The 24312-nt window shown below is 69.5% G+C and carries 21 protein-coding genes; 19 read left to right on the top strand and 2 right to left on the bottom strand.

Going from position 1 to position 24312, the window contains the following annotated elements:
• The first annotated feature begins 8 nt into the window (after positions 1-8).
• The 19 genes from MNI96_RS18650 (at position 9) to MNI96_RS18560 (ending at position 23260) form a co-directional block, all read left to right on the top strand.
• Entirely contained in the window at positions 9-455 is a 447-nt protein-coding gene (locus tag MNI96_RS18650; protein WP_249695623.1) for an NlpC/P60 family protein, read from the top strand.
• Positions 455-4363, top strand: a complete 3909-nt coding sequence (locus MNI96_RS18645; RefSeq protein WP_249695621.1) for a baseplate multidomain protein megatron — start codon at positions 455-457, stop codon at positions 4361-4363. Before MNI96_RS18650 ends, MNI96_RS18645 begins: the two co-directional genes overlap by 1 nt.
• 25 nt (positions 4364-4388) lie before the next feature.
• Positions 4389-4982: a lysozyme gene (locus tag MNI96_RS18640; RefSeq protein ID WP_249695620.1), complete on the top strand. Its 594-nt coding sequence runs from the start codon at positions 4389-4391 to the stop codon at positions 4980-4982.
• 37 nt (positions 4983-5019) lie between these two features.
• Positions 5020-5247: a hypothetical protein gene (locus tag MNI96_RS18635; RefSeq protein WP_249695618.1), complete on the top strand. Its 228-nt coding sequence runs from the start codon at positions 5020-5022 to the stop codon at positions 5245-5247.
• A complete protein-coding gene (locus MNI96_RS18630; RefSeq protein ID WP_249695615.1) occupies positions 5244-5648 on the top strand; it encodes a hypothetical protein in 405 nt (134 codons plus the stop codon). The genes MNI96_RS18635 and MNI96_RS18630 overlap by 4 nt, the downstream gene beginning before the upstream one ends.
• A gap of 72 nt (positions 5649-5720) precedes the next feature.
• On the top strand, positions 5721-6026 hold the full coding sequence (locus MNI96_RS18625) for a PepSY domain-containing protein (RefSeq protein WP_249695613.1): 306 nt from the start codon (positions 5721-5723) through the stop codon (positions 6024-6026).
• Positions 6027-6074: 48 nt separating this feature from the next.
• Positions 6075-6740, top strand: a complete 666-nt coding sequence (locus MNI96_RS18620) for a response regulator transcription factor (RefSeq protein ID WP_249695611.1) — start codon at positions 6075-6077, stop codon at positions 6738-6740.
• Positions 6733-8154: an ATP-binding protein gene (locus MNI96_RS18615; RefSeq protein WP_249695609.1), complete on the top strand. Its 1422-nt coding sequence runs from the start codon at positions 6733-6735 to the stop codon at positions 8152-8154. The genes MNI96_RS18620 and MNI96_RS18615 overlap by 8 nt, the downstream gene beginning before the upstream one ends.
• Positions 8155-8371: 217 nt before the next feature.
• Complete coding sequence (locus tag MNI96_RS18610) at positions 8372-8824, top strand: RT0821/Lpp0805 family surface protein (protein WP_249695607.1); 453 nt, start codon at positions 8372-8374, stop codon at positions 8822-8824.
• Positions 8825-9060: 236 nt separating this feature from the next.
• Positions 9061-10404 (top strand): hypothetical protein, encoded by a 1344-nt coding sequence (locus MNI96_RS18605; RefSeq protein ID WP_249695605.1) that lies wholly within the window; start codon positions 9061-9063, stop codon positions 10402-10404.
• 122 nt (positions 10405-10526) lie between these two features.
• Positions 10527-11690, top strand: a complete 1164-nt coding sequence (ccmI, locus tag MNI96_RS18600) for a c-type cytochrome biogenesis protein CcmI (protein ID WP_249695604.1) — start codon at positions 10527-10529, stop codon at positions 11688-11690.
• A gap of 40 nt (positions 11691-11730) precedes the next feature.
• On the top strand, positions 11731-12168 hold the full coding sequence (gene ccmE, locus MNI96_RS18595) for a cytochrome c maturation protein CcmE (RefSeq protein WP_249695602.1): 438 nt from the start codon (positions 11731-11733) through the stop codon (positions 12166-12168).
• Between the two features lie 62 nt (positions 12169-12230).
• Positions 12231-14219, top strand: coding sequence for a heme lyase CcmF/NrfE family subunit (locus MNI96_RS18590; RefSeq protein WP_249695600.1), 1989 nt, complete (start codon positions 12231-12233; stop codon positions 14217-14219).
• Entirely contained in the window at positions 14219-14713 is a 495-nt protein-coding gene (locus MNI96_RS18585; RefSeq protein WP_249695598.1) for a cytochrome c-type biogenesis protein, read from the top strand. Before MNI96_RS18590 ends, MNI96_RS18585 begins: the two co-directional genes overlap by 1 nt.
• Positions 14714-14809: 96 nt before the next feature.
• The gene (locus MNI96_RS18580) at positions 14810-16048 is read left to right on the top strand and encodes a bifunctional alpha/beta hydrolase/OsmC family protein (protein WP_249695596.1); all 1239 of its coding nucleotides are present in this window, start codon (positions 14810-14812) and stop codon (positions 16046-16048) included.
• A gap of 184 nt (positions 16049-16232) precedes the next feature.
• Complete coding sequence (locus MNI96_RS18575; protein ID WP_249695594.1) at positions 16233-17771, top strand: Do family serine endopeptidase; 1539 nt, start codon at positions 16233-16235, stop codon at positions 17769-17771.
• Between the two features lie 328 nt (positions 17772-18099).
• Positions 18100-18783: a response regulator transcription factor gene (locus MNI96_RS18570; RefSeq protein ID WP_067222682.1), complete on the top strand. Its 684-nt coding sequence runs from the start codon at positions 18100-18102 to the stop codon at positions 18781-18783.
• Positions 18780-20210 (top strand): HAMP domain-containing sensor histidine kinase, encoded by a 1431-nt coding sequence (locus MNI96_RS18565; protein WP_249695592.1) that lies wholly within the window; start codon positions 18780-18782, stop codon positions 20208-20210. Before MNI96_RS18570 ends, MNI96_RS18565 begins: the two co-directional genes overlap by 4 nt.
• A gap of 122 nt (positions 20211-20332) precedes the next feature.
• Complete coding sequence (locus tag MNI96_RS18560) at positions 20333-23260, top strand: bifunctional [glutamine synthetase] adenylyltransferase/[glutamine synthetase]-adenylyl-L-tyrosine phosphorylase (RefSeq protein WP_502960361.1); 2928 nt, start codon at positions 20333-20335, stop codon at positions 23258-23260.
• 71 nt (positions 23261-23331) lie between these two features.
• On the opposite strand, the gene MNI96_RS18555 is transcribed toward MNI96_RS18560, so the two are convergent.
• A complete protein-coding gene (locus MNI96_RS18555) occupies positions 23332-23808 on the bottom strand; it encodes an SRPBCC family protein (protein WP_249695589.1) in 477 nt (158 codons plus the stop codon).
• Entirely contained in the window at positions 23798-24145 is a 348-nt protein-coding gene (locus MNI96_RS18550) for an ArsR/SmtB family transcription factor (protein WP_158195647.1), read from the bottom strand. Before MNI96_RS18550 ends, MNI96_RS18555 begins: the two co-directional genes overlap by 11 nt.
• Between the last annotated feature and the right edge of the window lie 167 nt (positions 24146-24312).

The following is a 24312-nucleotide window of genomic DNA, read 5'->3' as shown; positions in this document are numbered from 1 at the left end:
GGCACGTCATGGTGCTGCGAAGCGACATCCTTTGCGAGGCGCGGCGCTGGATCGGCACGCCCTATCGCCATCAGGGCAGCTGCCGGGGCGCGGGCTGCGATTGCCTGGGCCTGGTGCGCGGGGTGTGGCGGGCGATCCACGGCACGGAGCCGGAGGCACCGCCCCCCTATAGCCGCGACTGGGCCGAGGCGGATGCGCGCGAGACGCTGCTCGCCGCCGCGCGCCGCCACATGGAGGAGCGCAGCCTCGCCGAGGCGCGGCCGGGCGACGTGCTGCTGTTCCGCTGGCGCGACGGGGCGCCGGTGAAGCATGCGGGCTTCCTCTCGACGGACCTCACCGGCACGGCGCCTGCGATGATCCACGCCTATGAGGGCCTGTCGGTCTCCGAAAGCCCCCTGGTGCCGGCCTGGCGGCGGCGGATCGCCGCCGTCTTCGCCTTTCCGGGAGCGCGCTGATGGCAACGCTCGTTCTGGCGGCCGCCGGCCAGGCGCTGGGCGCGGCCTTTCTCGGCAGCACCGGCGCGATCCTCGGCCAGGCGGCCGGCGCGCTGGCGGGCCATGCGCTCGACCAGCGGCTGTTCGGCCAGACCCGCACCATCGAGGGGCGGCGGCTGTCGGATCTTTCCGTGCAGTCCTCGGCGGAGGGGGCGCCGCTGCCGCTGGTCTATGGCCGGGTGCGGCTTGCCGGACAGGTGATCTGGGCGACCCGCTTCGAGGAGGAGGTGCGCGAGGAAACCACCGGCGGTAAGGGCGGCGGCGGCAGCACGCGGGTGCGCAGCTACCGCTATCACGCAAGCTTCGCCGTGGCGCTGTGCCAGGGGCCGATCTCCCATGTCGGGGCGATCTGGGCGGACGGCAAGCCGATGGAACTGACCGGCGTGACCTGGCGGCTCTACAAGGGCGAGGCCGACCAGCCGCCCGACCCGCTGATCGCGGCGCTGCAGGAGGCGACGCCCGCCTATCGTGGCACCGCCTATGCGGTGTTCGAGCGGCTGCCGCTGGAGGAATTCGGCGACCGGCTGCCGCAGCTGACCTTCGAGGTGGTGCGCACTGTGGAGCCGCTGGAGGAGATGGTGCGGGCGGTGACGATCATCCCCGGCGCGGGCGAATTCGTCTACGAGCCGGCGGAAGTGACATGGACGGTGCGGCCGGGCGTCTCCGAACGCGCCAACCGGCACGTCTCCCATGCGCCGAGCAACTGGTCCGCCTCGCTCGACGAATTGCAGGCGCTGTGCCCGAACCTGGAACAGGTGGCGCTGGTGACGGCATGGTTCGGCGACGACCTGCGCGCCGGCCACTGCACGATCCGCCCCAAGGTGGAAACGCGCGGCCGCCAGACGCGCGGCGCCACATGGCGGGTCGCCGGCCTCTCCGGCGCGGTCGCCGAGGAGGTGAGCCGGCACGAGGGCCTGCCCGCCTATGGCGGCACGCCGTCGGATGCGAGCGTGGTGCGGGCGATCCGCGACCTGAAGGCGCGCGGGCTGAAGGTCGCGCTCTATCCCTTCCTGCTGATGGACGTGCCGCCCGGCAACGGCCGGCCCGATCCTTACGGCGGGGCGGAACAGGCGCCGCATCCCTGGCGCGGGCGCGTCACCGGCGCGCTGGCGCCCGGCCTCGACGGCTCGCCGGACGGCACGGCGGCGGCGGGGGGCGAGATCGCCGCCTTTGCCGGCACGGCCCATGCGGGGCAGTTTTCGCCCTCCGGCGACGGGGTGAGCTATCTCGGCCCCAACGAGTGGAGCTATCGCCGCTTCGTGCTGCATCACGCCGCGCTCGCCAAGGCGGCCGGCGGCGTCGATGCCTTCCTGATCGGCTCGGAAATGCGCGGCCTGACGCGGCTTTGCGACGCGCCCGGCAGCTTCCCCTTCGTCGAGGTGCTGCGCCAGCTGGCCGGGGAGGTGCGCGCGCTGCTCCCCCTTGCTGCGATCACCTATGCGGCGGACTGGAGCGAATATGGCGGCTACCAGCGCGAAGGCGGCGAGCTGCGCTTTCCGCTCGATCCGCTGTGGGCCGATCCGCAGATCGATGCGGTGGGCATCGATGCGTATTTTCCGCTCGCCGACCAGCGCGAGGATGGCGACCCGGACGGCACTGTCGACCCCTACGACATCGCGGCGCTGGCCGGCGCGGTCGAGGGCGGCGAGGACTACGACTGGTACTATGCGAGCGAGGCGGACCGGCGCGCCGGCTTGCGCTCCCCTATCAGCGACGGGGCGCATGGCAAGCCCTGGGTGTACCGCGCCAAGGACCTGAAGGGCTGGTGGTCGAACCCGCATGTGGAGCGGGTCGCCGATGCGGAGACCGGGGCGCCGACACCCTGGGTGCCGCAGTCCAAGCCGATCTGGCTGACGGAACTGGGCGTGCCGGCGATCAGCCGCGGCGCCAACCAGCCCAATGTCTTCTTCGATGCGAAATCCTCCGAATCCGCCTGGCCGCGCTTCTCCGACGGCGGGCGCGACGACCTGATCCAGCGCCGGGCGCTGGAGGCGGTGATCGGCCGCTGGTCGGGCTGGCATCCGCAGCTCGGCCCCGGCGACAACCCGGTCTCGCCGCTCTATGGCGGCGCGATGGTCGATCCGGCGCGCATCCACCTGTGGGCCTGGGATGCGCGGCCCTTTCCGGCCTTTCCGACGGCAACGGACCTGTGGGCCGACGGCAGCAACTGGCGCGCCGGCCACTGGCTGAACGGCCGGCTGGGCGGGCTGTCCCTGGCCGGACTGGTGCGGGCGATTGCCGCCGATTTCGGCCTGCCGGACGATCTGATCCGGCTCGGTGGCCTTTCCGGCACGCTGGACGGGATCGCGCTGGCCGGACCGGTGGCGCCGCGCGACGTGCTGGCGCCGCTGATCGAGGCGCATGGCGCGGTCGCCGTCGACAGAGGCGAGGCATTGGCCGTGCTGCCGGCGTGGTCGCCGGCCGTCACGGAGCTGGATGCGGGCGGGATCCTGGCCGGCGATGCCGACCGGCCGGCGCTGTCGCTGCGGCGGAGCGAAACGGCGGACCTGCCGGCGGAGGTGCGCATTGCCGCGCGCGATGCGACCCGCGAGCACCGGCGCTTCGTCGTCTCCTCCCGCCGGATCGAGGGGCACGGCGCTCGGGTGGAGGAACTGGATCTCGGTGCGGCGCTGGATCCGGCGCTGGCGGCGGGACTTGCCGACCGGCTGCTGATGCGGCGCTGGAACGAGCGCGAGGAAGCGCAGCTGGCGCTGCCGCCGGGGCGGCTGGGGCCGGAGCCCGGCGACGTGGTGCGGCTTTCGGCCGATCCGCTGCTGGGGCGCGAGGAGGCGCTCGACATCCGCATCGACGGCGTGGAGGAGGCGGAGGGACGCCGGCTGACCGGCAGGGTGGTGCGCCGGCCGCCGCCGAGCGCTGCCCGCGCCATCGGCGGCGAGGCGCGTCCGCGCAGCATCACCGCGACGGCCGGCGGGGTGGAGGCGGTGATCCTCGACCTGCCGCCGCTGCCCGGCGACAGCGCGCCGCAGGCCCCGCGCCTTGCGGTGTTCGGCGCGCCCTGGCCGGGAGCGGTCGACGTCTATCGCTGGCGCGACGGCCTGTCGCCGATGCGCCATGCACGGGCCGAGAGTCCGGCGCTGATCGGCACGCTGGTGAACGAGTTGCCATCGGGGCCGGTGGCGGTCTGGGACCGGGGCAGCCGGCCGGTGGTGGAGATTTCCGGCGGCACGCTGTCCTCGGCGAGCGAGGAGGCGGTGCTGTCCGGCGCCAATGCGCTGGCGGTGCTGGGCGGGGCCGGCGGGCTGGAGGTGCTGCAATTCGCCGGCGCCGAGTTGGTCGGCCCGCGCCGCTACCGCCTGTCGATGCTGCTGCGCGGCCAGCAGGGAACGGAAGAGGCGGCGCGCGCCCCGACGCCGGCCGGCAGCCGGGTGGTGCTGATCGACGACGCGCTGTTGCCGCTGCCGCTGACCCTCGACGAGATCGGCATCGGCTTTTCCTATGCGGCGCTGCCGGCGGGACATGCGCTCGACAGCCTCGCCCGCGTCGATCTCGCCCATACCGCAACCGCGCGCGGGCTTCTGCCCTTCGCACCGGTGCATGGGCGCGCGAGACGGCTTGCTGGGGGCGAGGTGCGGTTCGACTGGATCCGCCGCACGCGCATCGGCGGCGACGGCTGGCGCGAGGGCGACGTGCCGCTCGGTGAGGAGCGCGAGGAGTATCTCGCCGAACTGCTGGACGAAGGAGGCATCGCCCGGTGGTCGGCGACGGTGGCGAGCCCCGAGGCGGTGCTGACGGAGGCGCAGGAGACGGCCGCGTTCGGCGGGCCACAGACGCTGTTCCGGCTGAGGGTGCGGCAGGTCTCGGCGAGCGTCGGCCCGGGGCTCGCGGGCCTCTTCGAGCTGGAACCCTGATTTCATCGACGCACGGGAGAGACCCATGAAGGTGAGCGAACGTGGCCTAGCCTTTGTCGCCAGGCACGAGGGATTTGTCGCGAGCGCCTATCGCGATCCGGTCGGCGTGCTGACCATCGGCTACGGTTTCACCATGGGCAGCCGCATCTTTGCGGAGAGCTGGCGCAGGGCGCATGGCCGGCCGCTCGCGCCCGGCGACCGGATCTCGCGCGCCGAGGCCGATCGCCTGTTGCGCCGGCTGATCGACGAGGAATACGGACGCGAGGTGACGAAGGCACTGGGCGAGCTGCCGCAGCACCGGCACGACGCGGCCTGCTCGGTCGCCTTCAATCTCGGCCCGCGCGCGCTGCAGTGGCGCTGGGCGACCGCGCTCAAGGCCGGCGACGTGAGCGGGGCGGCCGACATCCTTGCCGCCAACTACAACACCGCCGGCGGACGCAGGCTCGCCGGGCTCGTGCGCCGGCGCCAGGAAGAGGCGCGGCTGCTGCTGACCGGCGACTATGGCGACGGGGTTGCGGCCCCGGTGACGCCCGCCAAGGCGCCGGCGGCGCCCGGCGGCCTGCTGGCGCGCCTTGCAGACCTGGTGCGGGCGCTATTGGACCGGCTGGACCGGCGCTGAATTGTTTCCCCCGACACTTTGCGAGAAGGAGACCGCGATGCGCGGATGGAGAACCCTTGCCCTCAATCTTGCGACCGGCCTTGCGGTGATCGCCGCCGAGATGGCCGGCTTTCTCGCCGGTGTCGACTGGGCCGCCGCGCTCGGCCCGCGCGAGGCGCTGTGGCTGGTGGTGGCCGTCAACCTCGCCAACATCGCGCTGCGCCATCTGACGCGCGGACCGGCCGGCTGGTGCGGAAGCAAGAACCCGCAGGAGGGCGGACGATGAGCGCGCTGCTCGCCTTTCTCGCCGGGCCGCTGCTGAGCGCGCTGGTCTCCCTGATGGAGCGGCGCCTGTCGGCGAAGGAGCGGCAGGGGGACCTTGCCGCGGAACTGGCGGCGCAGGAGATCCGCGCCGAGATCGCGGCACGGGCCGAGGCCCGCAAGGTGCTGATCGCCGAGCAGGGCACCCTGCTGTCGGCCGGGCGGATCGGCCGGCTGGTCTTCGTGCTGCCGCTGGGCGTGTGGTGGACGGCGGTGATCGCCGATTCGATCTTCGGCTTTTCCTGGAACGTTTCGGCGCTGCCGGCCCCGCTGGATGAGTGGGCGGGCGGCATCGTGCTGTCGCTGTTTCTCGTCGACGGCGCGAAAGGCATCGCGCGCAATCTGCGCGGCGGAAAAACGGGGTGAGCGGCGTTTCCCGTGCAGGTCCTGCATCTTGCGTTCATGTGCTATTCAGGCGGTTCACGGTATGGATCGCGCATGGTCAGGCAGCTACAACTCCGCAAGACGTCCCGACGCGCCGCATTGGTGCTGGCGACGGTGCTTGCTCTCCTCGCTCCGGCGGCGGCGCAAGCCCAGTGCCTGAGCCAGCCCGAGGCCCGTCAGGCGGTGCAGGCGGGCGAAGCGCGCCCGCTCGGCAGCATTGCCGGACGCGCCGGCGGCGAGATCGTGCGCGCCGAACTGTGCCGCCAGGGCGGCCGGCTCGTCTATGTGCTGTCGGTGCTCGACGGCGGACGGGTGAAGGAGCGCGTCATCGACGCCCGCTCGGGACAGGTGCTGCGCTGAAGGGTAGCGCGGATGCGAAACGACAAGGTTTGAGGAACAGGCCCGACCATGAGACTGCTCGTTGTGGAAGACGACAAGGACCTCAACCGCCAGCTGGCCGAGGCGCTGGGCGAGGCGGGCTATGTGGTCGACACCGCCTTCGACGGCGAGGAAGGGCATTTCCTCGGCGACACGGAACCCTATGACGCGGTGGTGCTGGATCTCGGCCTGCCGGTGCTCGACGGGCTGTCGGTGCTGGAACGCTGGCGCCGCGACGGGCGCGACATGCCGGTGCTGATCCTCACGGCCCGCGACCGCTGGTCGGACAAGGTTGCCGGCATCGACGCGGGCGCCGACGACTATGTCGCCAAGCCCTTCCACATGGAGGAGGTGGTGGCGCGGCTGCGGGCCCTGCTGCGCCGGGCGGCCGGCCACGCCAGCAACGAAATCAGCGTCGGTCCCTTCCGCCTCGATATCCGCGCCGGCAAGGTGACCAAGGACGGGGCGACGATCAAGCTGACCTCGCACGAATTCCGCCTGATCTCCTACCTGATGCATCACAAGGGCCGCGTGGTCTCGCGCACCGAGCTGATCGAACATCTCTACGACCAGGATTTCGACCGCGATTCCAACACGATCGAGGTGTTCGTCGGACGGCTGCGCAAGAAGCTCGACAGCGACCTGATCGAGACGGTGCGCGGCCTCGGCTACCGGATCGGCGAGACGGATGCCTGATAGCGGGGAAGCTTCCGGGCGGAGTTCCGGCGAAACGGAAACGACCGCGCGCCCGGCGCGCCAGCGCTCCATCGCGACACGGCTTATCCTGGTGGCGGCCCTGTGGTCGCTGGTGGCGCTGCTGGTCACCGGCTTCGTGCTCGTCGCCATGTACCGGGAAGCGAGCGAGCGCGAGTTCGACGCCCGCCTCGACGTCTATCTCAAGGCGATCATCGGCGAGATGGCCGCCGGCACGCCGAGCGATCCGGCCGAGCCGGGCAATCTCGGCGATCCCCGCTTCGACCTGCCGGCCTCCGGCTGGTACTGGCTGGTGATGAAGGCGGAGACCGGCGAGGTGCTGTTCTCCTCCATGTCGCTGCTGGGCGACCGGTTGCAGCTGGAAGAGCCGCAGCCGGGCGTCATCCTGCGCTCGGTGATTTCCGGACCCCGCAATGCGGAGCTGCGCGTGTTGCAGCAGACCATCATCTTCGGCGAGGCCGCGGCCTATCGGATCGCGGTCGCCGGCGAGACGGCGGAACTGCGCGAACGCGAGGGCGATTTCGCCGGCCAGGTGGCGCTGACGCTGCTGGTGCTGGGCCTCGGCCTCGTCGGTGCGATCTTTCTGCAGGTGCGTGTCGGCCTGCGCCCGCTGGCGACGCTCAGCGCCTCGCTGGCGGCGGTGCGGCGGGGCGATGCCCAGACGGTGGACGAGAACCTGCCGCCCGAACTGAAGCCGGTGGCGGTGGAACTCAACGCGCTGGTGCGCTCCAACCGCGAGGTGGTGGAGCGCGCGCGCACCCATGTCGGCAATCTCGCCCATGCGCTGAAGACGCCGCTCAGCGTCATTCTCAACGAGGTGCGCGGGCAGGACGCGCCCTTCGCTCCGAAAGTGGCCGAACAGGCCGAGGTCATGCGCTCGCAGGTGCATCACCATCTGGAGCGCGCCCGCATGGCGGCGCAGCGCAGGGTGATCGGCGTGTCCTGCGAGGTGGAGCCGGTGCTGGCGCGCCTGATCCGGGCGATGACACGCATCCACCGCGACCGGAACATCGACATCTCCCTCGACATGAAGACGCGGCTGCGCTTCCGCGGTGAGGAGCAGGACCTGGAAGAGATGGCCGGCAATCTCATCGACAATGCCTGCAAGTGGGCCTCGTCCCGGGTGCGGGTCAGCGTTGCCGCGCTCGGCGGCGCAGAGACGGGCGAGCGCATCGTGATCGCCATTGCCGACGACGGGCCGGGTCTGGGCGAGAGCGAAATGGCGGAGGCGCTGATGCGCGGCCGGCGGCTCGACGAGACGGTTCCCGGCACCGGCCTCGGCCTGTCCATCGTCGTCGATCTGGCGGGCCTGTATGGCGGCGACCTGGCGCTGGCGCGGGACCGCGGGCCGGGCGGCGGCGGGCTCGTCGCGCGGCTGGTGCTGCCGGCGATCTGAGGCTTGCGCGAAGGCGGGGGAGGCTCCTTGCATGGACGCAGTTCGGCCACAAATGCGTGTAACGTCTGATGCTGGATTTCGGGCCGACCCTTCCTCCCAGTTGGCGAATTCAGCCCGGACGTTTAGGCTCACCGCGGCGCCTGCGCGCCGCCGCTTCGGCTTCCGTGCGATCCGCAAAGGAGCCGGATCAAGAGGGACGACACGAGGGCAAGCGCGGATGAACGCCTTGAAACTCGCCATTGCTGTAGCCCTGGCTGCCGTGGCTGGCGCCTGCAGCACCGGCGGAAACGTCGGTGCCGGGCCCGTCGTGGTCGGCGGCAGCCTGTTCGGCAGCGCCTTCAGCGCGCCGACCGTCCAGCAATCGGAGGCCGATGTCGTCCTGGCCGATCTGCTGCGCTCGGAAGCCGGGCAGGGGCTGGAGGTCTCCGACCGTAGGGCCGCGGCGACGGCGCTGCGCGGCGCGCTGGGCACCAACCGCACCGGCGAGACCGTGCAGTGGCAGAACCGCAGTTCCGGCACCAGCGGCCGGGTCGTGACCGGTCCCAGCTATCAGGTGAACAATATCCTGTGCCGCGACTACACCCACGTGGTGACGGTGGAGGGCGTGGAGCGCTCCATGCGCGGCGCCGCCTGCCGCAGCGGCGACGACGGCTGGCTCCCGATCACCTGAGCGGGGCTGCAGGGCTCGGGCGAAAGCCCGCAGACGCTGCGTTCCGTGCCCGTTCCGACGCCGCCTGCGAAGCCGGATACGGACCATTGCGAAGATTCAATTAATCATTTTCTGAAACCATCCGCCAACGATCCCAGAACTCGTTCGAGCGCGGACTGATGCCTGACCGGCACCTTTTGACGGAAAAGATCCGATCCTATCTGCAAGCTTTGTCGCCCCGCGCTGTGCAGACCCTCTTGCGCGGCCTGGAGGGCGCGCGCGCGCGCGGATCCGACGATCCCCATCTCGACCTGATTCTCGATGCTTGCCTCAGCGCGGTGCGTCCGGACGCCGGCATCGTGCTCGATGCCGAGCCGCGCGAGAACTGGCTGCAGCGCCTGTTCTTCGCACCGGTCGAGGATATGCTGGTGACCGAGATGCTGCCCAGCAAGGAGCGCGGCCGGATCACCCGCTCGAGCCTGCCGCAGATCTGGACCTGGATCGCTCGCGACATCGCGCCCGACAGGGTCAGCGTGGCGCTGGAGATCAGCCGCCGTCTGGAGACCGAGCCGGACGAGGTGATCGAGCAGGCCGTTTCGCTCCGCCGCAACGTGCTTCCTCCGATGGAAAAGGCTCTGGCGGAGGCGCATGCGGACGACCGGGCGCACCAGAAGATCAGCATGCTGGTGGGGGGCGAACGAGCGCTGCGCGACGTGGAGGACCTCGTCGCCGCCTTCCGGGAGGGCGCCTGGCTGGAGGCCCTGCGCGAAAGCCTGCCGGAGCGGCTGACGGAATGGGACTTCAAGCCGGGCAGCCCGTCGCTGACCCGCATCAAGGCGGTGACCGACCGGCACGTCGAGGAACGCGCGCTGATCGCGGCCGTCGTGCTCAGCCGGGTCGAGGCGCCCGAATCGATGCTGTCTCTCGCGGCTGCGCTCGCCGGCTCCATGTCGATCCGCAAGATCTCCGAGAGCAGCTATTCGGTCTTCGCCGAGATGGCCCTGTCCGAAGTCGAGCGATACGCCGGCATCGGCTGCGGCGATTGCACCAACCTGAAGCTGTCCGGCGCCATCGACGCCTATACCCGCATCGTCAAGGTGCTCGACCGCCAGTTCGACCTGATGGAAAAGCCGGCCTGGCACAAGCGGGTCGCCGAGACGCGGCGGCAGCTGTCGGCGCTGGTGGCGCGCGAACTGGAAGCTGCGACCGGCAGCATCCGCCGGCTGCTGGTGGTGCCGAAGGTCGCGCCCGGCACGGAGCCGGAGGTGGATGTGGTGCTGCTGGAAGAGGCGCATCGCGGCATCATGCTGGTCAACAAGATGCGCGATGCGGCGGAGAACCTTGCCGTCAACGAGATCACCGCGCGCACCCGCCATGCGCTGGACCAGTCGCTCGACATCAAGACCCGCTCGCTGCTCGCCTCGCTGGCCGCCGCGCGCGAGGAGGACCGCAAGGCGCACCTGCTCGCCGTCGATATCGCCATCGACCTGTGCGAGGCGTTCTACGGCAAGGATTATGCAGACCAGTTGCGGCGCAGCCGCAAGGCCGCGCTGACGCCCAAGCCCAAGCCCAAGCAGGAGACGCGGCAGGCGGCCTCCTGAGGAAGCTGCCGGGGACAGGGCGGCAGCTGACGGTTTCGTGAAGAGGCCGGGGGCGGCGCGACCGCCTGTCACAGGCCGCAAATACTTGCGGAAATGCGCGAGGCACGGTCTATATCCCCTTCATGACGCTTTGGATCGCCTTTTCCCTGCTCACCGTACTGGCGGCGCTGGCCGTGCTTGTCCCGCTGGCCCGTGCCGGACGCGGCGCCGCAACGGCCGCCGCCCTGCACGACGCCGAGGTCTACAAGTCGCAGCTCGCCGAGGTGGACCGCGACCTCGACCGCGGCCTGATCTCGCAGGAAGCGGCGCAGGCCGCGCGGACCGAGATCGCCCGCCGGCTGATCGCGGCCGATCGCGAGGCGCAACGCGACAGCGGAACGGCGCCTGCCGCCGCGGACGCTGCCGCCAAGGGCGGCGCCACGCGGCTGCGCCTGGTGCAGGCGGCCGCGCTCGTCATGGTGCCGCTCGCAGCCGTGGGAGCCTATGTCGTGTACGGCTCCCCCGATCTTCCCGATTTGCCGCTGTCTGCCCGACTCGAGGACCCTGCCCAGGGCCGTTCGCTGCCGGACCTGGTGGCGCGCGTCGAGCGGCATCTGGCCGACAATCCCGAGGACGGGCGCGGCTGGGACGTGGTGGCGCCCGTCTATATGCGCATGGGCCGGCCGCAGGACGCGGCCGCCGCCTATGCGAGAGCCATCCGCCTGCTGGGCTCGGATGTGCGGCGCGAGACCGACCGGGGCGAGGCGCTGGTCGTCGCCAACAACGGTATCGTCAGCGCCGAGGCGCATGCTGCCTTCGAACGGGCGGTGGCGATGGATGCGAAGGCGGTGAAGCCGCGCTTCTTCCTGGCGCTGGCGCTGACCCAGGAAAACCGCAAGGACGAGGCGATCGCCGCCTGGCAGTCGCTGCTGGCCGATGCGCAGGGCGGCGAGGCCTGGGCCGAGGCCGTGCGCATGGAGCTGGCCAAGCTCGGCGTCGAGACGCCGGCACCGGCCGCAGCGGATGTGGCCGGGCCGTCGCGCGAGCAGATCGAGGCGGCGGAAGAGCTGAGCACGGACGACCGCCAGCAGATGATCCGCTCGATGGTCGACGGGCTGGACGCGCGACTTGCCGCGGACGGCGGCAGCGCCCAGGAATGGATGCAGTTGATGCGCGCCCTGGACGTGCTCGGCGAGCGCGAGCGTTTGCGCCAGGTCATTGCGCGCGCCGGCGAGGCGCTGAAGGATGACCCGACTGCCGCCGCTGGCATTCGGGACCTGGCCCGCGAGCTGGGCGAAGGCTCCTGAGCGGCACGGCCTGGTTAGCCACGGGAACGGACGAAGCAAGATGACCCGCAAGCAAAGACGCATGACGATGATCGCAGCCGCAGGCGGCGTGCTCGCCGTTGCGGTCGGGCTGATCCTCGTGGCGCTGAACGACCAGATCGTCTTTTTCCAGAGCCCCAGCGACATCGTCGGCAAGCAGCTGCCGGACGGTCAGCGCATCCGTCTCGGCGGTCTCGTCGAGGAGGGCAGCGTCGAGCGCGGCGCCAATGCCGAGGTGCGTTTTGCCGTGACCGACACGGTCGAAAGCGTCAAGGTCGTCTATGTCGGCCTGCTGCCGGACCTGTTCCGCGAGGGGCAGGGCGTCGTCACCGAAGGCGTGATGAAGGGCGACGGCTGGTTCCACGCCGACAACGTGCTGGCCAAGCACGACGAGAACTACATGCCCAAGGAAGTCGCCGAAGCCCTCAAGGGCAAGGGCGTCTGGCAGGGCGAGGAATAGCCGGCAGCGATCCGGCCGCGCGCGGGCCTTCCGGCCTGCCGATTTGAGGGAGACGATCCGGTATGATCATCGAGATCGGCCATTTCGCGCTGATTCTGGCCTTCGTTCTGTCGGCGCTGCAGAGCGTCGTGCCGGTCTGGGGCGCGGTCACGAGCGACCGCCGGCTGATGGCGGTGGCGCCGCCCGTCGCAGGCATGCAGTTCCTGCTCGTCGGCATCGCCTTCGCAGCCCTCATGCAGGCCTACATGGTCTCCGATTTCTCGGTCGTGAACGTGATCGAGAACTCCCATTCGGCCAAGCCCACCCTCTACAAGATCACCGGCGTTTGGGGCAATCACGAGGGCTCGCTGCTCCTGTGGGTTTTGATCCTGGTGCTGTTCGGCGCGCTGGTCGCCGCCTTCGGCCGCAACATCCCGATGGAGCTCAAGGCCGCGACGCTGGGCGTGCAGGGCTGGGTGACGGCCGCCTTCCTGCTGTTCATGCTGTCGACGTCCAACCCGTTCGTGCGTGCGTCGCCGGCGCCGATGGAGGGCAACGACCTCAATCCGATCCTCCAGGATATCGGCCTCGCGGTCCATCCGCCGCTGCTCTATGTCGGCTATGTCGGCTTTTCCATCGTCTTCTCCTTCGCCATCGCCGCGCTGATCCTCGGCCGGGTCGATGCCGCCTGGGCCCGCTGGGTGCGGCCGTGGACGCTGCTCGCTTGGGTGTTCCTGACGCTCGGCATCGCCATGGGCTCCTACTGGGCCTATTACGAGCTCGGCTGGGGCGGCTACTGGTTCTGGGATCCGGTCGAGAACGCCTCCTTCATGCCCTGGCTTGCCGGCACGGCGTTGCTGCACTCCGCCATCGTGATGGAAAAGCGCGGGGCGCTGAAAGTCTGGACGGTGCTGCTTGCCATCCTCACCTTCTCGCTGTCGCTGCTCGGCACCTTCCTGGTGCGCTCCGGCGTGCTGACCAGCGTGCATGCCTTCGCCACCGATCCGGCACGCGGTACCTTCATCCTCGGCATTCTCGTGCTGTTCATCGGCGGCTCGCTGGCGCTCTATGCCTGGCGTGCGCCGCTGCTGAAGCAGGGCGGTCTGTTCGCACCGGTCAGCCGCGAGGGCGCGCTGGTGCTGAACAACCTGCTGCTGACGGTGGCGACCGCGGCCGTTCTGGTCGGCACGCTCTATCCGTTGGTGCTGGAAGTGCTGACGGGCGAGAAGATCTCGGTCGGACCGCCCTTCTTCAACCTGACCTTCGGGCCGCTGATGATCCCGCTGCTGATGGCGATGCCGTTCGGGCCGTTCCTGGCCTGGAAGCGCGGCGATCTCGCCGCCGTCGGCCAGCGGCTCTACGCGGTCGCCGGTCTTGCGCTCGTCGCGATCCTGGTCAGCGCCTGGTGGCAGGGCACGGACCGGGTTCCCGCCGCGCTCGGCGTCGGCCTTGCCGTCTGGGTGATCTGCGCTGCGGTGGCCGAGATCCTGTCGCGCGCCCGCTTCGGCGATGTCGGCCTGTCGACGGGTTTGGCCCGGCTCGTCGGCCTGCCGAAGTCCGCCTGGGGCACGGCCTTCGGTCACGCGGGCATCGGCCTGACGCTGCTCGGCGTCGTCGCCGTTTCCGCCTTCCAGGAAGAGAAGGTGCTGACCATCCGGCCGGGCGAGAGCGTGGAGATCGCCGATTACACGCTGAATTTCTCCGGACTGGCGCGCCGCACCGGCCCCAACTATGTCGACGATGTCGGCCATTTCGATATCTATCGCGAAGGCCGGCAGGTGGCCGTGGCCGATCCGGCCAAGCGCCTCTACACCGCTCGGCAGATGCCGACGACCGAGGCGGGCATCGTCACCTTCGGCCTGTCGCAGGTCTATGTCTCCATCGGCGAGGTGCATTCCGACGGCGGCGCCGACATCCGCCTCTATCACAAGCCGCTGGTGACCTTGATCTGGATCGGCTGCCTGGTGATGAGCTTCGGTGGCGTGCTGTCGCTGTTCGACCGCAGGCTGCGGGTCGGCGCACCGAAGCCGGCGCGGCGCAAGATGGCGGCTGCCGGGCAGGGGGGCGACTGATGATGCGGGTCCTGCGACGGCTGATCCTTGCGCTCGCCATGCTGGCTGCCGCCCTGCCGGCAGCCCATGCGGTGGCGCCCGACGAGGTGCTCGACGATCCGGTGCTGGAACACCGCGCCCGGGAACTGTCCGCCGAACTGCGCTGCATGGTCTGCCAGAATCAGTCCATCGACGACAGCGATGCGCCGCTCGCCAAGGACCTGCGCATCCTGGTGCGCGAGCGGCTCGTCGCCGGCGACACGAATGCGGAGGTGGTCGACTTCCTGGTCGCCCGCTACGGCGAGTTCGTGCTGCTGAAGCCGCGCCTGTCGCTGCAGACGGTGGCGCTGTGGGGCCTGGCGCCGCTGGCGCTGCTCATCGGCATCGTGGTGCTGTTTCTCGGAGCCCGGCGCCGCCGCGGGGCCGCTCCCGTCGCCGCCAGCGGCGCGACGCGGCTGAGCGGCGAGGAGCAGGCCGAACTGGACCGGATCCTCTCCCGCGACAAGCAGGCGTGATCCGCTCCCGGTTTCGTGGTCTGTTGGGCGTCGGCGCGGGCTTCGAACGAGACCCGCGTTCCGAACGACGAAGGCGACCAACGAACGGAGAGCCGCATGCCCGCACAGCCAATCCGACTGACCTTCGAGGGCCATAACGGCGCGGAGCTCTCCGCCCGGCTCGACCTGCCGGGCGGGCCGGTGCGCGCGTATGCGCTGTTCGCCCACTGCTTCACCTGCTCCAAGGACGGGGCGGCGGGGCGGCGGATCGCCGAGGCGCTGACCGGCGAGGGTATCGCCGTTCTGCGGTTCGATTTCACCGGGCTCGGCGGTTCGGGCGGCGATTTCTCCTCCACCAACTTCTCTTCCAACGTGGGCGATCTCCTGAAGGCCGCAGCTTTCCTGCGCGAGACCCATGAGGCCCCGAAGCTGCTGATCGGCCACTCGCTGGGCGGAGCCGCGATGCTGGCGGCCGCGCACGAGATTCCCGAAGCGCTCGCCGTCGCGACCATCGCAGCGCCCGCCGATGCGGATCACGTTCTCAAGAACTTCCATGGCGATCTGGAGCTTATCCGCGCGCAAGGGCGTGCGGAGGTCGAGCTGGCGGGCCGACGCTTCACCATCGAGAAGCAGTTCCTCGACGACATCGCCGAACAGAATGTGCGCGAGCGGGTCTCTCACCTGCACAAGGCGCTGCTCGTGCTGCATGCGCCGCGCGACGAGACCGTCGGCATCGACAACGCGACGCGGATCTTCGTGGCGGCAAAGCACCCCAAGAGCTTCGTGTCGCTGGACAGTGCCGATCACCTGCTGAACGATCCGGCCGATGCCGCCTACGCGGCGGGCGTCATCGCCGCCTGGGCCACCCGCTATATCGGCAAGGCGCTCGAGACGCCTTCAGAGACGGCGCAGGCCGAGGCGAAGGGCGTCGAGGTGAGCGAGACCGGGCTCGGCAAGTTCCAGGTGATGGTGGTGTCCGGCCGGCATCGGCTGATCGCCGACGAGCCGGAAGCGGTCGGCGGTCTCGACAGCGGCCCGTCCCCTTACGGCTTCCTGTCGGCGGCGCTCGGCGCCTGCACGGTGATGACGTTGCGCATGTATGCCGAGCGCAAGGGACTGGCGGTCGAGCGGATCTCCGCAACGGTGACCCACGGCAAGGTGCATGCCGCCGATTGCCTGGACTGCACCGAGGAACACCGCACGAGGGAAGGGCGGATCGATCGGTTCGAGCGGCGGATCGCCATCGAGGGCGATCTGGATGCGCAGACCCGTGCGCGCCTGCTGGAAATCGCCGACCGCTGCCCGGTGCACCGCACGCTCGAGGCCGGGGCCGCGATCGTCACCCGCGAGGCGTGAGCGGCCACGCCAACTGTTTTCCTGCAACATTACGAAAGCTTAATCCCGCCGACAGGCGGCTGTAAGGCGACATGGTCCATATCAGTCAGGACAGCCGGTGAGCGCTTCCCCGCGAATGACCCACCGGCTCGAGATTTCCTGATCCCCCGGACAGTGGTCCGGGTCCTGACGTGGAGAGCAACACATGTCGAACACCTACATCCCCTCGGCCCTTCGCCGCCTGCCGCGCGGCCGCACCAGCCTGGCGGCCGGTGCCCTGGCGCTCGGCCTTGCCGGCGCGATGAGCCTGCAGACGGTGGTGCCGGGCCAGTTCGCCCTCGCCGATCCGGTGCGGGTGGAGAGCGCGGCGCCGCAGAACTTTGCGAGCGTCGTCTCGGCGGTCAAGCCGGCGGTGGTCAGCGTGCGCGTGCGTACCGACGAGACGCCGCGGATGATGTCCAATCGTCAGGGCATTCCGGGCTTCGAGGACCTGCCGCAGGATCATCCGCTGCAGCGCTTCTTCCGCCGGTTCGGCGGCGAGCAGTTCGGCGGCGACCAGCGCCGGGAGCAGCAGCCGCGCCGCCACGGCATGAGCCAGGGCTCCGGCTTCTTCATCACCGGCGACGGCTATCTGGTGACCAACGAGCATGTCGTGTCGAACGGCAGCGAGTTCACCATCGTCATGGATGACGGCAAGGAGTACGACGCCAAGCTGATCGGGGCCGACAAGCGCACCGACCTCGCCCTGCTGAAGGTCGACGGAGAGGGCCGCGAGTTCACCTATGTGGAATTCGCCCCCGACGCGCCGGAGGTCGGCGAGTGGGTCGTGGCCGTCGGCAATCCGTTCGGCCTCGGCGGTTCGGTGACGGCCGGCATCGTCTCGGCTCGCGGCCGCGATATCGGCGCAGGCCCCTATGACGACTTCATCCAGATCGACGCGCCGGTGAACCGCGGCAATTCCGGCGGTCCCGCCTTCAACGTCAAGGGCCAGGTGATCGGCGTCAATGCCGCGATCTTCTCGCCGTCCGGCGGCAATGTCGGCATCGCCTTCGCGATTCCCGCCTCGACCGCGACCGCGATCGTCCAGGACCTGAGGGACGACGGCACGGTGGTCCGCGGCTGGCTGGGCGTGCAGATCCAGCCGGTGTCCAAGGACATCGCCGAGAGCGTCGGTCTCGAGGAAGCCAAGGGCGCCATCGTGGCCGATGCCCAGGGCGACAGCCCGGCCCGCAAGGCCGGCATCCGCTCCGGCGACACGATCCTTGGCGTCGACGGCCAGCCGGTCGAGAGCCCGCGCGATCTTGCCCGGATGATCGCCGCCTATCCGCCGGACACCGAGGTGACCCTCGACGTGTGGCGCGATGGCCGCGAGCAGGAGATGAAGGTTACCCTCGGCCGCCTGCAGGACGAGGGTCCGACGACCGCGGCCGTTCAGCAGACCGGCAAGGACACGGCCTTCGTCGACAGCCTGGGCGTGGAACTGGCCGCTGCCAGCGCCATGAATGCCGGCGAGCGCGGCGTTGTGATCACCGATGTTCCGAGCGCCAGCGCCGCGGCCGAGAAGGGCTTGCAGCCCGGCGACGTCATCCTCGAGGTGGCGGGCCAGGCGGTGAACAGCCCCGGCGAGGTCGCCAACGCGGTGCAGGGTGCCAGCGAGAACGGCCGCAAGTCCGTCCTGCTCCGGGTCGAGCGCAACCAGGCTTCGCGCTTCGTCGCGGTGCCGGTCGAGCAGAACAAGGGCTGACAGCGAACACAGCCATCTCCGCGCCGGCCGCGACGCCGGCGCGGGCGACGACTGCGGCAGGGGCTCCTTGAGGGATGCCCTGCCGCCGGCCGAACCGGATGCGGCCATCCGACGACAAGCCCCCGGACGGGCGGCCTGTCATCCGGAAGGTCACCGGCATGCCAGGGGCAGGTCCGCAACCGCCACGAGGTGCATGCCAGGGGGCCGAAGCCCCGGGCCGCCCAGCGGTCCGGGGTTTTTTCGTCGCGTTCGACGGGAGCTCTTGCCGATGCTAAACCCAGCACACAGAACCAGCCTGAAAACCGAGACCGGAGACACGGAAGAGGTCATGCGGATCCTGATTGTCGAGGACGACAAGGAAGCGGCGAGCTATCTGGCCAAGGCCTTTCGCGAGGCGGGCCATGTGGTCGACCATGCCGCGGACGGCGAGGAAGGCTACGACCTGGCGACCAGCGCGCCCTACGACGTGCTCGTTGTCGACAGGATGCTGCCGCGGCGCGACGGCCTGTCGCTGATTTCCGGCCTGCGCGCAGAAGGCCACCACACGCCGGTGCTGGTGCTCTCCGCCCTTGGCCAGGTCGACGACCGGGTCACGGGCCTGCGCGCCGGCGGCGACGACTATCTGCCCAAGCCCTATGCCTTTTCCGAACTGCTGGCCCGGGTGGAGGCGCTCGGTCGCCGGCCGCGCCAGCGCGAGGTGGAGACCAGCTACACGGTCGGCGACCTGACGCTGGACCGGCTGAGCCACACGGTGACGCGCTCGGGACAGGAGATTCCGCTGCAGCCGCGCGAATTCCGCCTGCTGGAATACCTGATGCAGCATGCCGGCCAGGTGGTGACCCGCACCATGCTGCTCGAGCATGTGTGGGAATACCATTTCGACCCGCAGACCAATGTGATCGACGTCCATATCTCGCGGCTGCGCGCCAAGATCGACAAGGACTTCGACCGGCCCTTGCTGCACACGGTGCGCGGCGCCGGCTATACGATCCGCGACAGCGGCCGCGCATGAGCGAGACGACCGCGACCGGCCGGCTGTTCCGCACAACGGCGATCAAGCTCGCGCTGATCTATCTGGCGGCGCTGACGCTCGCCTCCGGCGCGGTCCTCGTCTATCTGTCGCAAAACACCGCCACGGTGCTGCGCGAGCAGGTGGTGGATACGGTGGATGCCGAGATTTCCGGCCTTGCCGACCAGTACCGCATCGGCGGCATCCGCGCGCTCGTCGCCACCGTCGACGCCCGCTCGCGCCGGCCCGGCGCCAGCCTCTATCTCGTCACCGACTTCGCCGCCAACCAACTGGTCGGCAATATCGAGCAGCTGGACGACCGCGTGCTGGCCGGCGAGAGCGGCGAACTGCAGCGCGTGATCTACACCCCCATCGGCGGCGGCCCCCGCCGCGAGGCGCTGGCCCGGGTGTTCCAGCTGTCCGGCGGCTTCCGCCTGCTGGTCGGGCGCGATCTGCAGGAGCAACAGTATTTCCGCTCGCTGCTGGCCGAGGCCATGCGCTTCTGGCTGTTCGTGCTGGCCGCGCTCGGGCTCGTCACCTGGGTCTTCGTCAGCCGCCGCGTACTCAAGCGCATCGATGCGATGACGGCGACCAGCAGGCGGATCATGTCGGGCGATCTGAGCGAACGCTTGCCGGTCGAGGGGAGCGGCGACGAGTTCGATCGCCTGGCGATCGGCCTCAACGCGATGCTGACCCGCATCGAGGTGCTCATGCAGGGCCTGAAGGATGTCTCCGACAACATCGCCCATGATCTGAAGACACCGCTGACGCGCATGCGCAACCGGCTGGAGGAGGCGCTGCGCAGCGATCTGTCGGGCGACAGCAAGGCGCGAGAGGTGCTGGAGACCACCATCGACGACTGCGACGCCCTGATCCGCACCTTCAACGCGCTGCTGCGCATCGCACGCGTGGAGGCCGGCTCGTCCGACGCGAGTTTCGGCGATATCGACGTTTCGGAACTGGTCCGCGAGGTGGCCGAACTCTACGCGCCGGTCGCGGAGGACGAGGGCGGCGGCATGGAGCTGCGCGTGACCGACGGGCTGAAGGTGACGGGAAACCGCGAGCTGCTGGTCCAGGCGCTGATAAACCTTGTCGAAAACGCACTGAAATACGCTCGGCAGGACAAGGGCGAGGGCGCTAGGGTGGAACTGGAAGCGCGCGCGGAAGGCAGCGAGGTGCTGCTCGGTGTGCGCGACCACGGGCCGGGCATTCCCGATGCCGACAAGGAACGGGTGCTGCACCGGTTCGTGCGGCTGGAGGCCAGCCGCAGCGCGCCGGGCTCCGGCCTCGGTCTCAGCCTCGTGGCGGCGGTCGCACGACTGCATAGCGGGCGGCTGGAGCTTGCCGATGCGCGGCCCGGCCTGATGGCGCGGTTGCGATTGCCGGCGGCCGTCGGTGCTGATGGTGCCGCGCCCACCGGCGGAGATTGAACAAGACAGCTCCTTGTCAGGGAGCGGATCGGGAGGTCGGGTTGAACGACAGTGTCGCAGCGAAGGGTGCCGGAAACGGTGGCGGCCGGAAGGGGAACAGCCAGAGAGCAGACGCCGGCGATCTGCCTCTGCTGGCCGCTATCTCGCGCGTTCCTGCCCCCGAAAGCGAGGCTGCAGCCGAGGCGCTGGCGCGGGATCTCGCCGATGCCGTTGCGGGTCTCGATGCGGACGAGGAGCAGCGCGACCGGGTCGCTGCGTTTCTTTCGGGAGCCCTGACGAACGCGCCCTACCTGCGCGACCTTGCCCTTGCCGACCACGACCGCCTTGCCGCCCTGCTGCAGGAGAACCCGCAGGCACGGGTGGACAGGCTGGTTGCCGAGGCTCGCGAGCTGATCGGCGAGGAGGAAAGCGCGGTGATGGCCGCCCTGCGGCGGCTGAAGCAGGATCTCGCGCTGACGCTGGCGCTTGCCGACATCGCCGGTGCGCTCGACCTCGATGCGGTGACCGGCGGGCTCAGCCGGTTCGCCGATGCCGCGCTGACCGCGGCGATCCGCTTCTGCCTGCGCGATCTTGCCCGGCGCGGCAGGTTCGAGATCCGCGACGAGGCGGCCCCCGAGAAGGGTTCAGGCTTCGTCGTCTTGGCCATGGGCAAGTACGGCGCCCTGGAGCTCAACTACTCCTCCGACATCGATCTCATCGTGATGTATGAGCCGGAGCTTGCACCGGTGACGGGCGGGGCGGAGGCGCCGGTCGAGTTCGTGCGCATGACCAAACGGCTGGTCAAGATGATGGGCGACCGTACGGCGGACGGCTACGTCTTCCGCACGGACCTGCGGCTGCGCCCGGATCCGGGCGCAACGCCCCTTGCCATGTCGATCCCGGCCGCGCTGGTCTATTACGAGAGCCTTGGCCAGAACTGGGAGCGCGCGGCCTTGATCAAGGCACGCGCCTGCGCGGGCGACGTGGCATGCGGGGAGAGCTTTCTCAAGGAGATCGCCCCCTTCATCTGGCGCAAATATCTCGATTATGCGGCGATTGCCGATGTGCATTCGATCAAACGCCAGATCCATGTGCACAAGGGCCATGGCCGGATCGCGGTGGCGGGCCACAACGTCAAGCTCGGCCGCGGCGGCATCCGCGAAGTGGAGTTCTTTGCCCAGACCCAGCAGCTGATCGCCGGCGGGCGCATCACCGAACTGCGCGGGCGGCGCACGCTCGACACGCTGGCGACGCTCGCCGAGCTCGACTGGATCGCACAGGATGCGCGCGACGAACTGACCGAGGCCTATCTTTTCCTGCGGGCGGTGGAACACCGGATCCAGATGGTCAACGACGAGCAGACGCACATCCTGCCGGCGGATGCCGAGGCGCGGGCACGCGTCTCCCGGCTGATGGGCTTTGCCGAACTGGAACCTTTCGAGGAAGAGCTGCGCACTCGTCTGAAGCGGGTGCAGAAGCACTACTCGGCGCTGTTCGAGAACGAGCCGGAACTGGCCTCCGATCTCGGCAATCTGGTCTTCACCGGCGACGACGACGATCCCGAGACGCTGGAGACGCTGACGCGGCTCGGCTACCAGCGGCCGAAGGAGGCCGGCAAGATCATCCGAGCCTGGCATTTCGGCCGGTATCCGGCGGTCCGCTCGGCCAAGGCGCGCGAGCGGCTGACCGAACTGCATCCGGTTCTGATCTCGGCGCTGGCCAGCACGGACAATGCCGACCAGGCGCTGATTGCCTTCGACGGTTTCCTGTCGAAGCTTCCCGCCGGCGTCCAGCTGTTTTCGCTCCTGCGCTCCAATCCGCAGCTTCTGAAGCTGCTGGCGACCGTGATGGGCGCGGCCCCCCGCATGGGCGAGGTGGTCTCCAAGCGGGTGCATGTGCTCGATGCGGTGATGGATCCGGCCTTCTTCGGCGCAATGCCGACGTCCCAGGAGTTCCGCGCCGGCCTCGCCCGCACGCTCGATCTCGCCCGGTTCTACGAAGACGCGCTCGACCGGGCGCGGATCTTCGCGCAGGAGCAGCAGTTCCTGATCGGCCTGCGGCTGCTCTCCGACACGCTGAACGCCCATCAGGTGGGAGAGGCGCTCGCCCGTCTCGCCGAGAGCGTCGTTGCCGGCCTGATGCCTTTCGTGATCGACCAGGTGGCGGAAAACCACGGGCAGTTGCCCGGTGCCGACTGGGCGGTGGTCGCCATGGGCAAGCTCGGCGGACGGGAGATGACGGCGGCCTCCGATCTCGACCTCATCCTGCTTTACGACCATCCTGAGGACGGGGCGGAGACTGACGGCAAGCGGCCGCTGGCAGCCAGCCAGTATTTCATCCGCCTGACCCAGCGGCTGGTCGCGGCGCTGTCGGCGCCGACGGCGGAGGGGCGCCTTTACGAGGTGGACTTCCGCCTGCGCCCGTCGGGCAATGCCGGTCCGCTGGCGACGCGGCTTGCCGCATTCGAGGCCTATCAGGTCAAGGAGGCCTGGACCTGGGAGCACATGGCCCTGACCCGGGCGCGGGTGATCGCGCGGTCCTCGGATGCCTTTGCCGCGAGGATCGAGGGCCTTATCCGCGAGACGCTGGCCCGGCCCCGGGATGCGGACAAGATCGCATCCGAAGTCGCGTCGATGCGCGGACGGATCGAGGCGGAGAAGGGGACCGCGGACATCTGGGATCTGAAACAGGTCGCCGGCGGCATGGTCGATGTGGAGTTCCTGGCCCAGTACCTGCAGCTCGTCAATGCGCAGGCGCATCCCGAGATCCTGTCGCAGACGACGGAGACGGTGCTGGAGCGGGCGCGCGATGCCGGCCTGCTGTCGGCTGGCGATGCCGAGGTCTTGTTGCCCGCGATCCGCCTGTATCACGCGCTGACCCAGGTGCAGCGCCTGACGCTCGAGGGCACGTTCAAGGCCGATGCGGTGCCCAACGGCGTGCGCGAGCTGCTTGTGCATGCCGGCGAGGCGCCGGACTTTTCCCATCTGGAGGCGATGCTCGCCGACCGGCAGAAGCAGGTGCGCGAAACGTTCGAGAAGCTGGTGGGGAAGGTCTCGGCCAAAGCCGAGTAAAGCGGCATAGCCGCCCCACGAGGGGGCGACGCGCTTTTGCGCGTCGCCGCTGTCCGGCAATCGGACGGGAGTTATCGCGACTTCAGCAGATCCAGCGCATAGGCGTCGAGCTGCTCGGAGACGGTGCCCCAGCCGTCATGGAAGCCCATGTCCTCGTGAGTCTTGCGGGCGTCGGTCGAGCGATGCCGGGCAATGGCGGTGTAGGCCGTCCCGCCGTTGCCGTCGTCCTCCAGCAGCAGGATGGCCGTCATGAACGGGTCCGGCGCGGGCTTCCAGCCCTCGGTATAGGCGTCGGTGAAGACCAGCTTTTCCTGCGGCACGATCTCGAGGAACACGCCTTCGTTGGCCATCTCGTTGCCTTCCACCTCGAAGGTGGTGTTGAAGCGGCCGCCGACCCGAAGGTCGATCTCGCAGGCCGTGACCTTGTGGGGCCGTGGCACGAAGAAGTGCTTGATGTGCTCGGGCGTCGTCCAGCATTCCCACAGGATCGAGCGCGGCGCCTTGAGCGTGCGCTTCAGGATGAGATCGGTTTCCGGGTCAAGTTTCATCGGTTCTCTCTTTCACGATCTTGGCGACATAGGCGTCGAACTGGTCCATCCGCGAGGTCCAGAGCGCCTGCTGTTCCGCCAGCCAATGGGTGACGGGCGCTATTCCGTCCGCCGAAAGCCGGCAGTATCTCACGCGTCCCTTCTTCGTCGTCTCGATCAGTCCGGCCGCTTCCAGCTTGGACAGGTGACCCATGAACGAAGGCAGGGCCATGGCATGAGCCGAGGCCAGTTCACTCACCGAAGCCGGCCCCCGCGCCAGGCGGGAGACGACGGCCCTGCGTGTCTCGTCGCTGAGGGCAGCGAACTTGAGGTTCAGGTTCGGATCATGCTTAGCCATTTGCCTAACTATCTACTTGCCGTGAAGAGGTCAACCGAAATTTAGGTTAGCGCCTAAGTTTTCGGAACAGGCCGGCCCGGCGGCGTGGTGTCGCAGAGCGGAAAGCTGCGAAAAACGAGAAAGGGCCCGCGATGCGGGCCCTGCAAGTCGGAGTGAGCGTTGTGCGG

Source organism: Stappia sp. WLB 29, from assembly GCF_023507705.1.
Lineage (GTDB): Bacteria > Pseudomonadota > Alphaproteobacteria > Rhizobiales > Stappiaceae > Stappia.
This window is presented reverse-complemented; position numbering and strand designations above follow the sequence as displayed.

Coding starts and splice junctions, on each gene's coding strand:
- MNI96_RS18610 (WP_249695607.1), top strand. CDS start 8,372: ATGAACGCCTTGAAACTCGCCATTGCTGTAGCCCTGGCTGCCGTGGCT.
- MNI96_RS18635 (WP_249695618.1), top strand. CDS start 5,020: ATGCGCGGATGGAGAACCCTTGCCCTCAATCTTGCGACCGGCCTTGCG.
- MNI96_RS18565 (WP_249695592.1), top strand. CDS start 18,780: ATGAGCGAGACGACCGCGACCGGCCGGCTGTTCCGCACAACGGCGATC.
- MNI96_RS18570 (WP_067222682.1), top strand. CDS start 18,100: ATGCGGATCCTGATTGTCGAGGACGACAAGGAAGCGGCGAGCTATCTG.
- ccmE (WP_249695602.1), top strand. CDS start 11,731: ATGACCCGCAAGCAAAGACGCATGACGATGATCGCAGCCGCAGGCGGC.
- MNI96_RS18620 (WP_249695611.1), top strand. CDS start 6,075: ATGAGACTGCTCGTTGTGGAAGACGACAAGGACCTCAACCGCCAGCTG.
- MNI96_RS18580 (WP_249695596.1), top strand. CDS start 14,810: ATGCCCGCACAGCCAATCCGACTGACCTTCGAGGGCCATAACGGCGCG.
- MNI96_RS18650 (WP_249695623.1), top strand. CDS start 9: ATGGTGCTGCGAAGCGACATCCTTTGCGAGGCGCGGCGCTGGATCGGC.
- MNI96_RS18575 (WP_249695594.1), top strand. CDS start 16,233: ATGTCGAACACCTACATCCCCTCGGCCCTTCGCCGCCTGCCGCGCGGC.
- MNI96_RS18585 (WP_249695598.1), top strand. CDS start 14,219: ATGATGCGGGTCCTGCGACGGCTGATCCTTGCGCTCGCCATGCTGGCT.
- MNI96_RS18615 (WP_249695609.1), top strand. CDS start 6,733: ATGCCTGATAGCGGGGAAGCTTCCGGGCGGAGTTCCGGCGAAACGGAA.
- MNI96_RS18625 (WP_249695613.1), top strand. CDS start 5,721: ATGGTCAGGCAGCTACAACTCCGCAAGACGTCCCGACGCGCCGCATTG.
- MNI96_RS18550 (WP_158195647.1), bottom strand. CDS start 24,145: ATGGCTAAGCATGATCCGAACCTGAACCTCAAGTTCGCTGCCCTCAGC.
- MNI96_RS18630 (WP_249695615.1), top strand. CDS start 5,244: ATGAGCGCGCTGCTCGCCTTTCTCGCCGGGCCGCTGCTGAGCGCGCTG.
- MNI96_RS18640 (WP_249695620.1), top strand. CDS start 4,389: ATGAAGGTGAGCGAACGTGGCCTAGCCTTTGTCGCCAGGCACGAGGGA.
- MNI96_RS18645 (WP_249695621.1), top strand. CDS start 455: ATGGCAACGCTCGTTCTGGCGGCCGCCGGCCAGGCGCTGGGCGCGGCC.
- MNI96_RS18555 (WP_249695589.1), bottom strand. CDS start 23,808: ATGAAACTTGACCCGGAAACCGATCTCATCCTGAAGCGCACGCTCAAG.
- ccmI (WP_249695604.1), top strand. CDS start 10,527: ATGACGCTTTGGATCGCCTTTTCCCTGCTCACCGTACTGGCGGCGCTG.
- MNI96_RS18590 (WP_249695600.1), top strand. CDS start 12,231: ATGATCATCGAGATCGGCCATTTCGCGCTGATTCTGGCCTTCGTTCTG.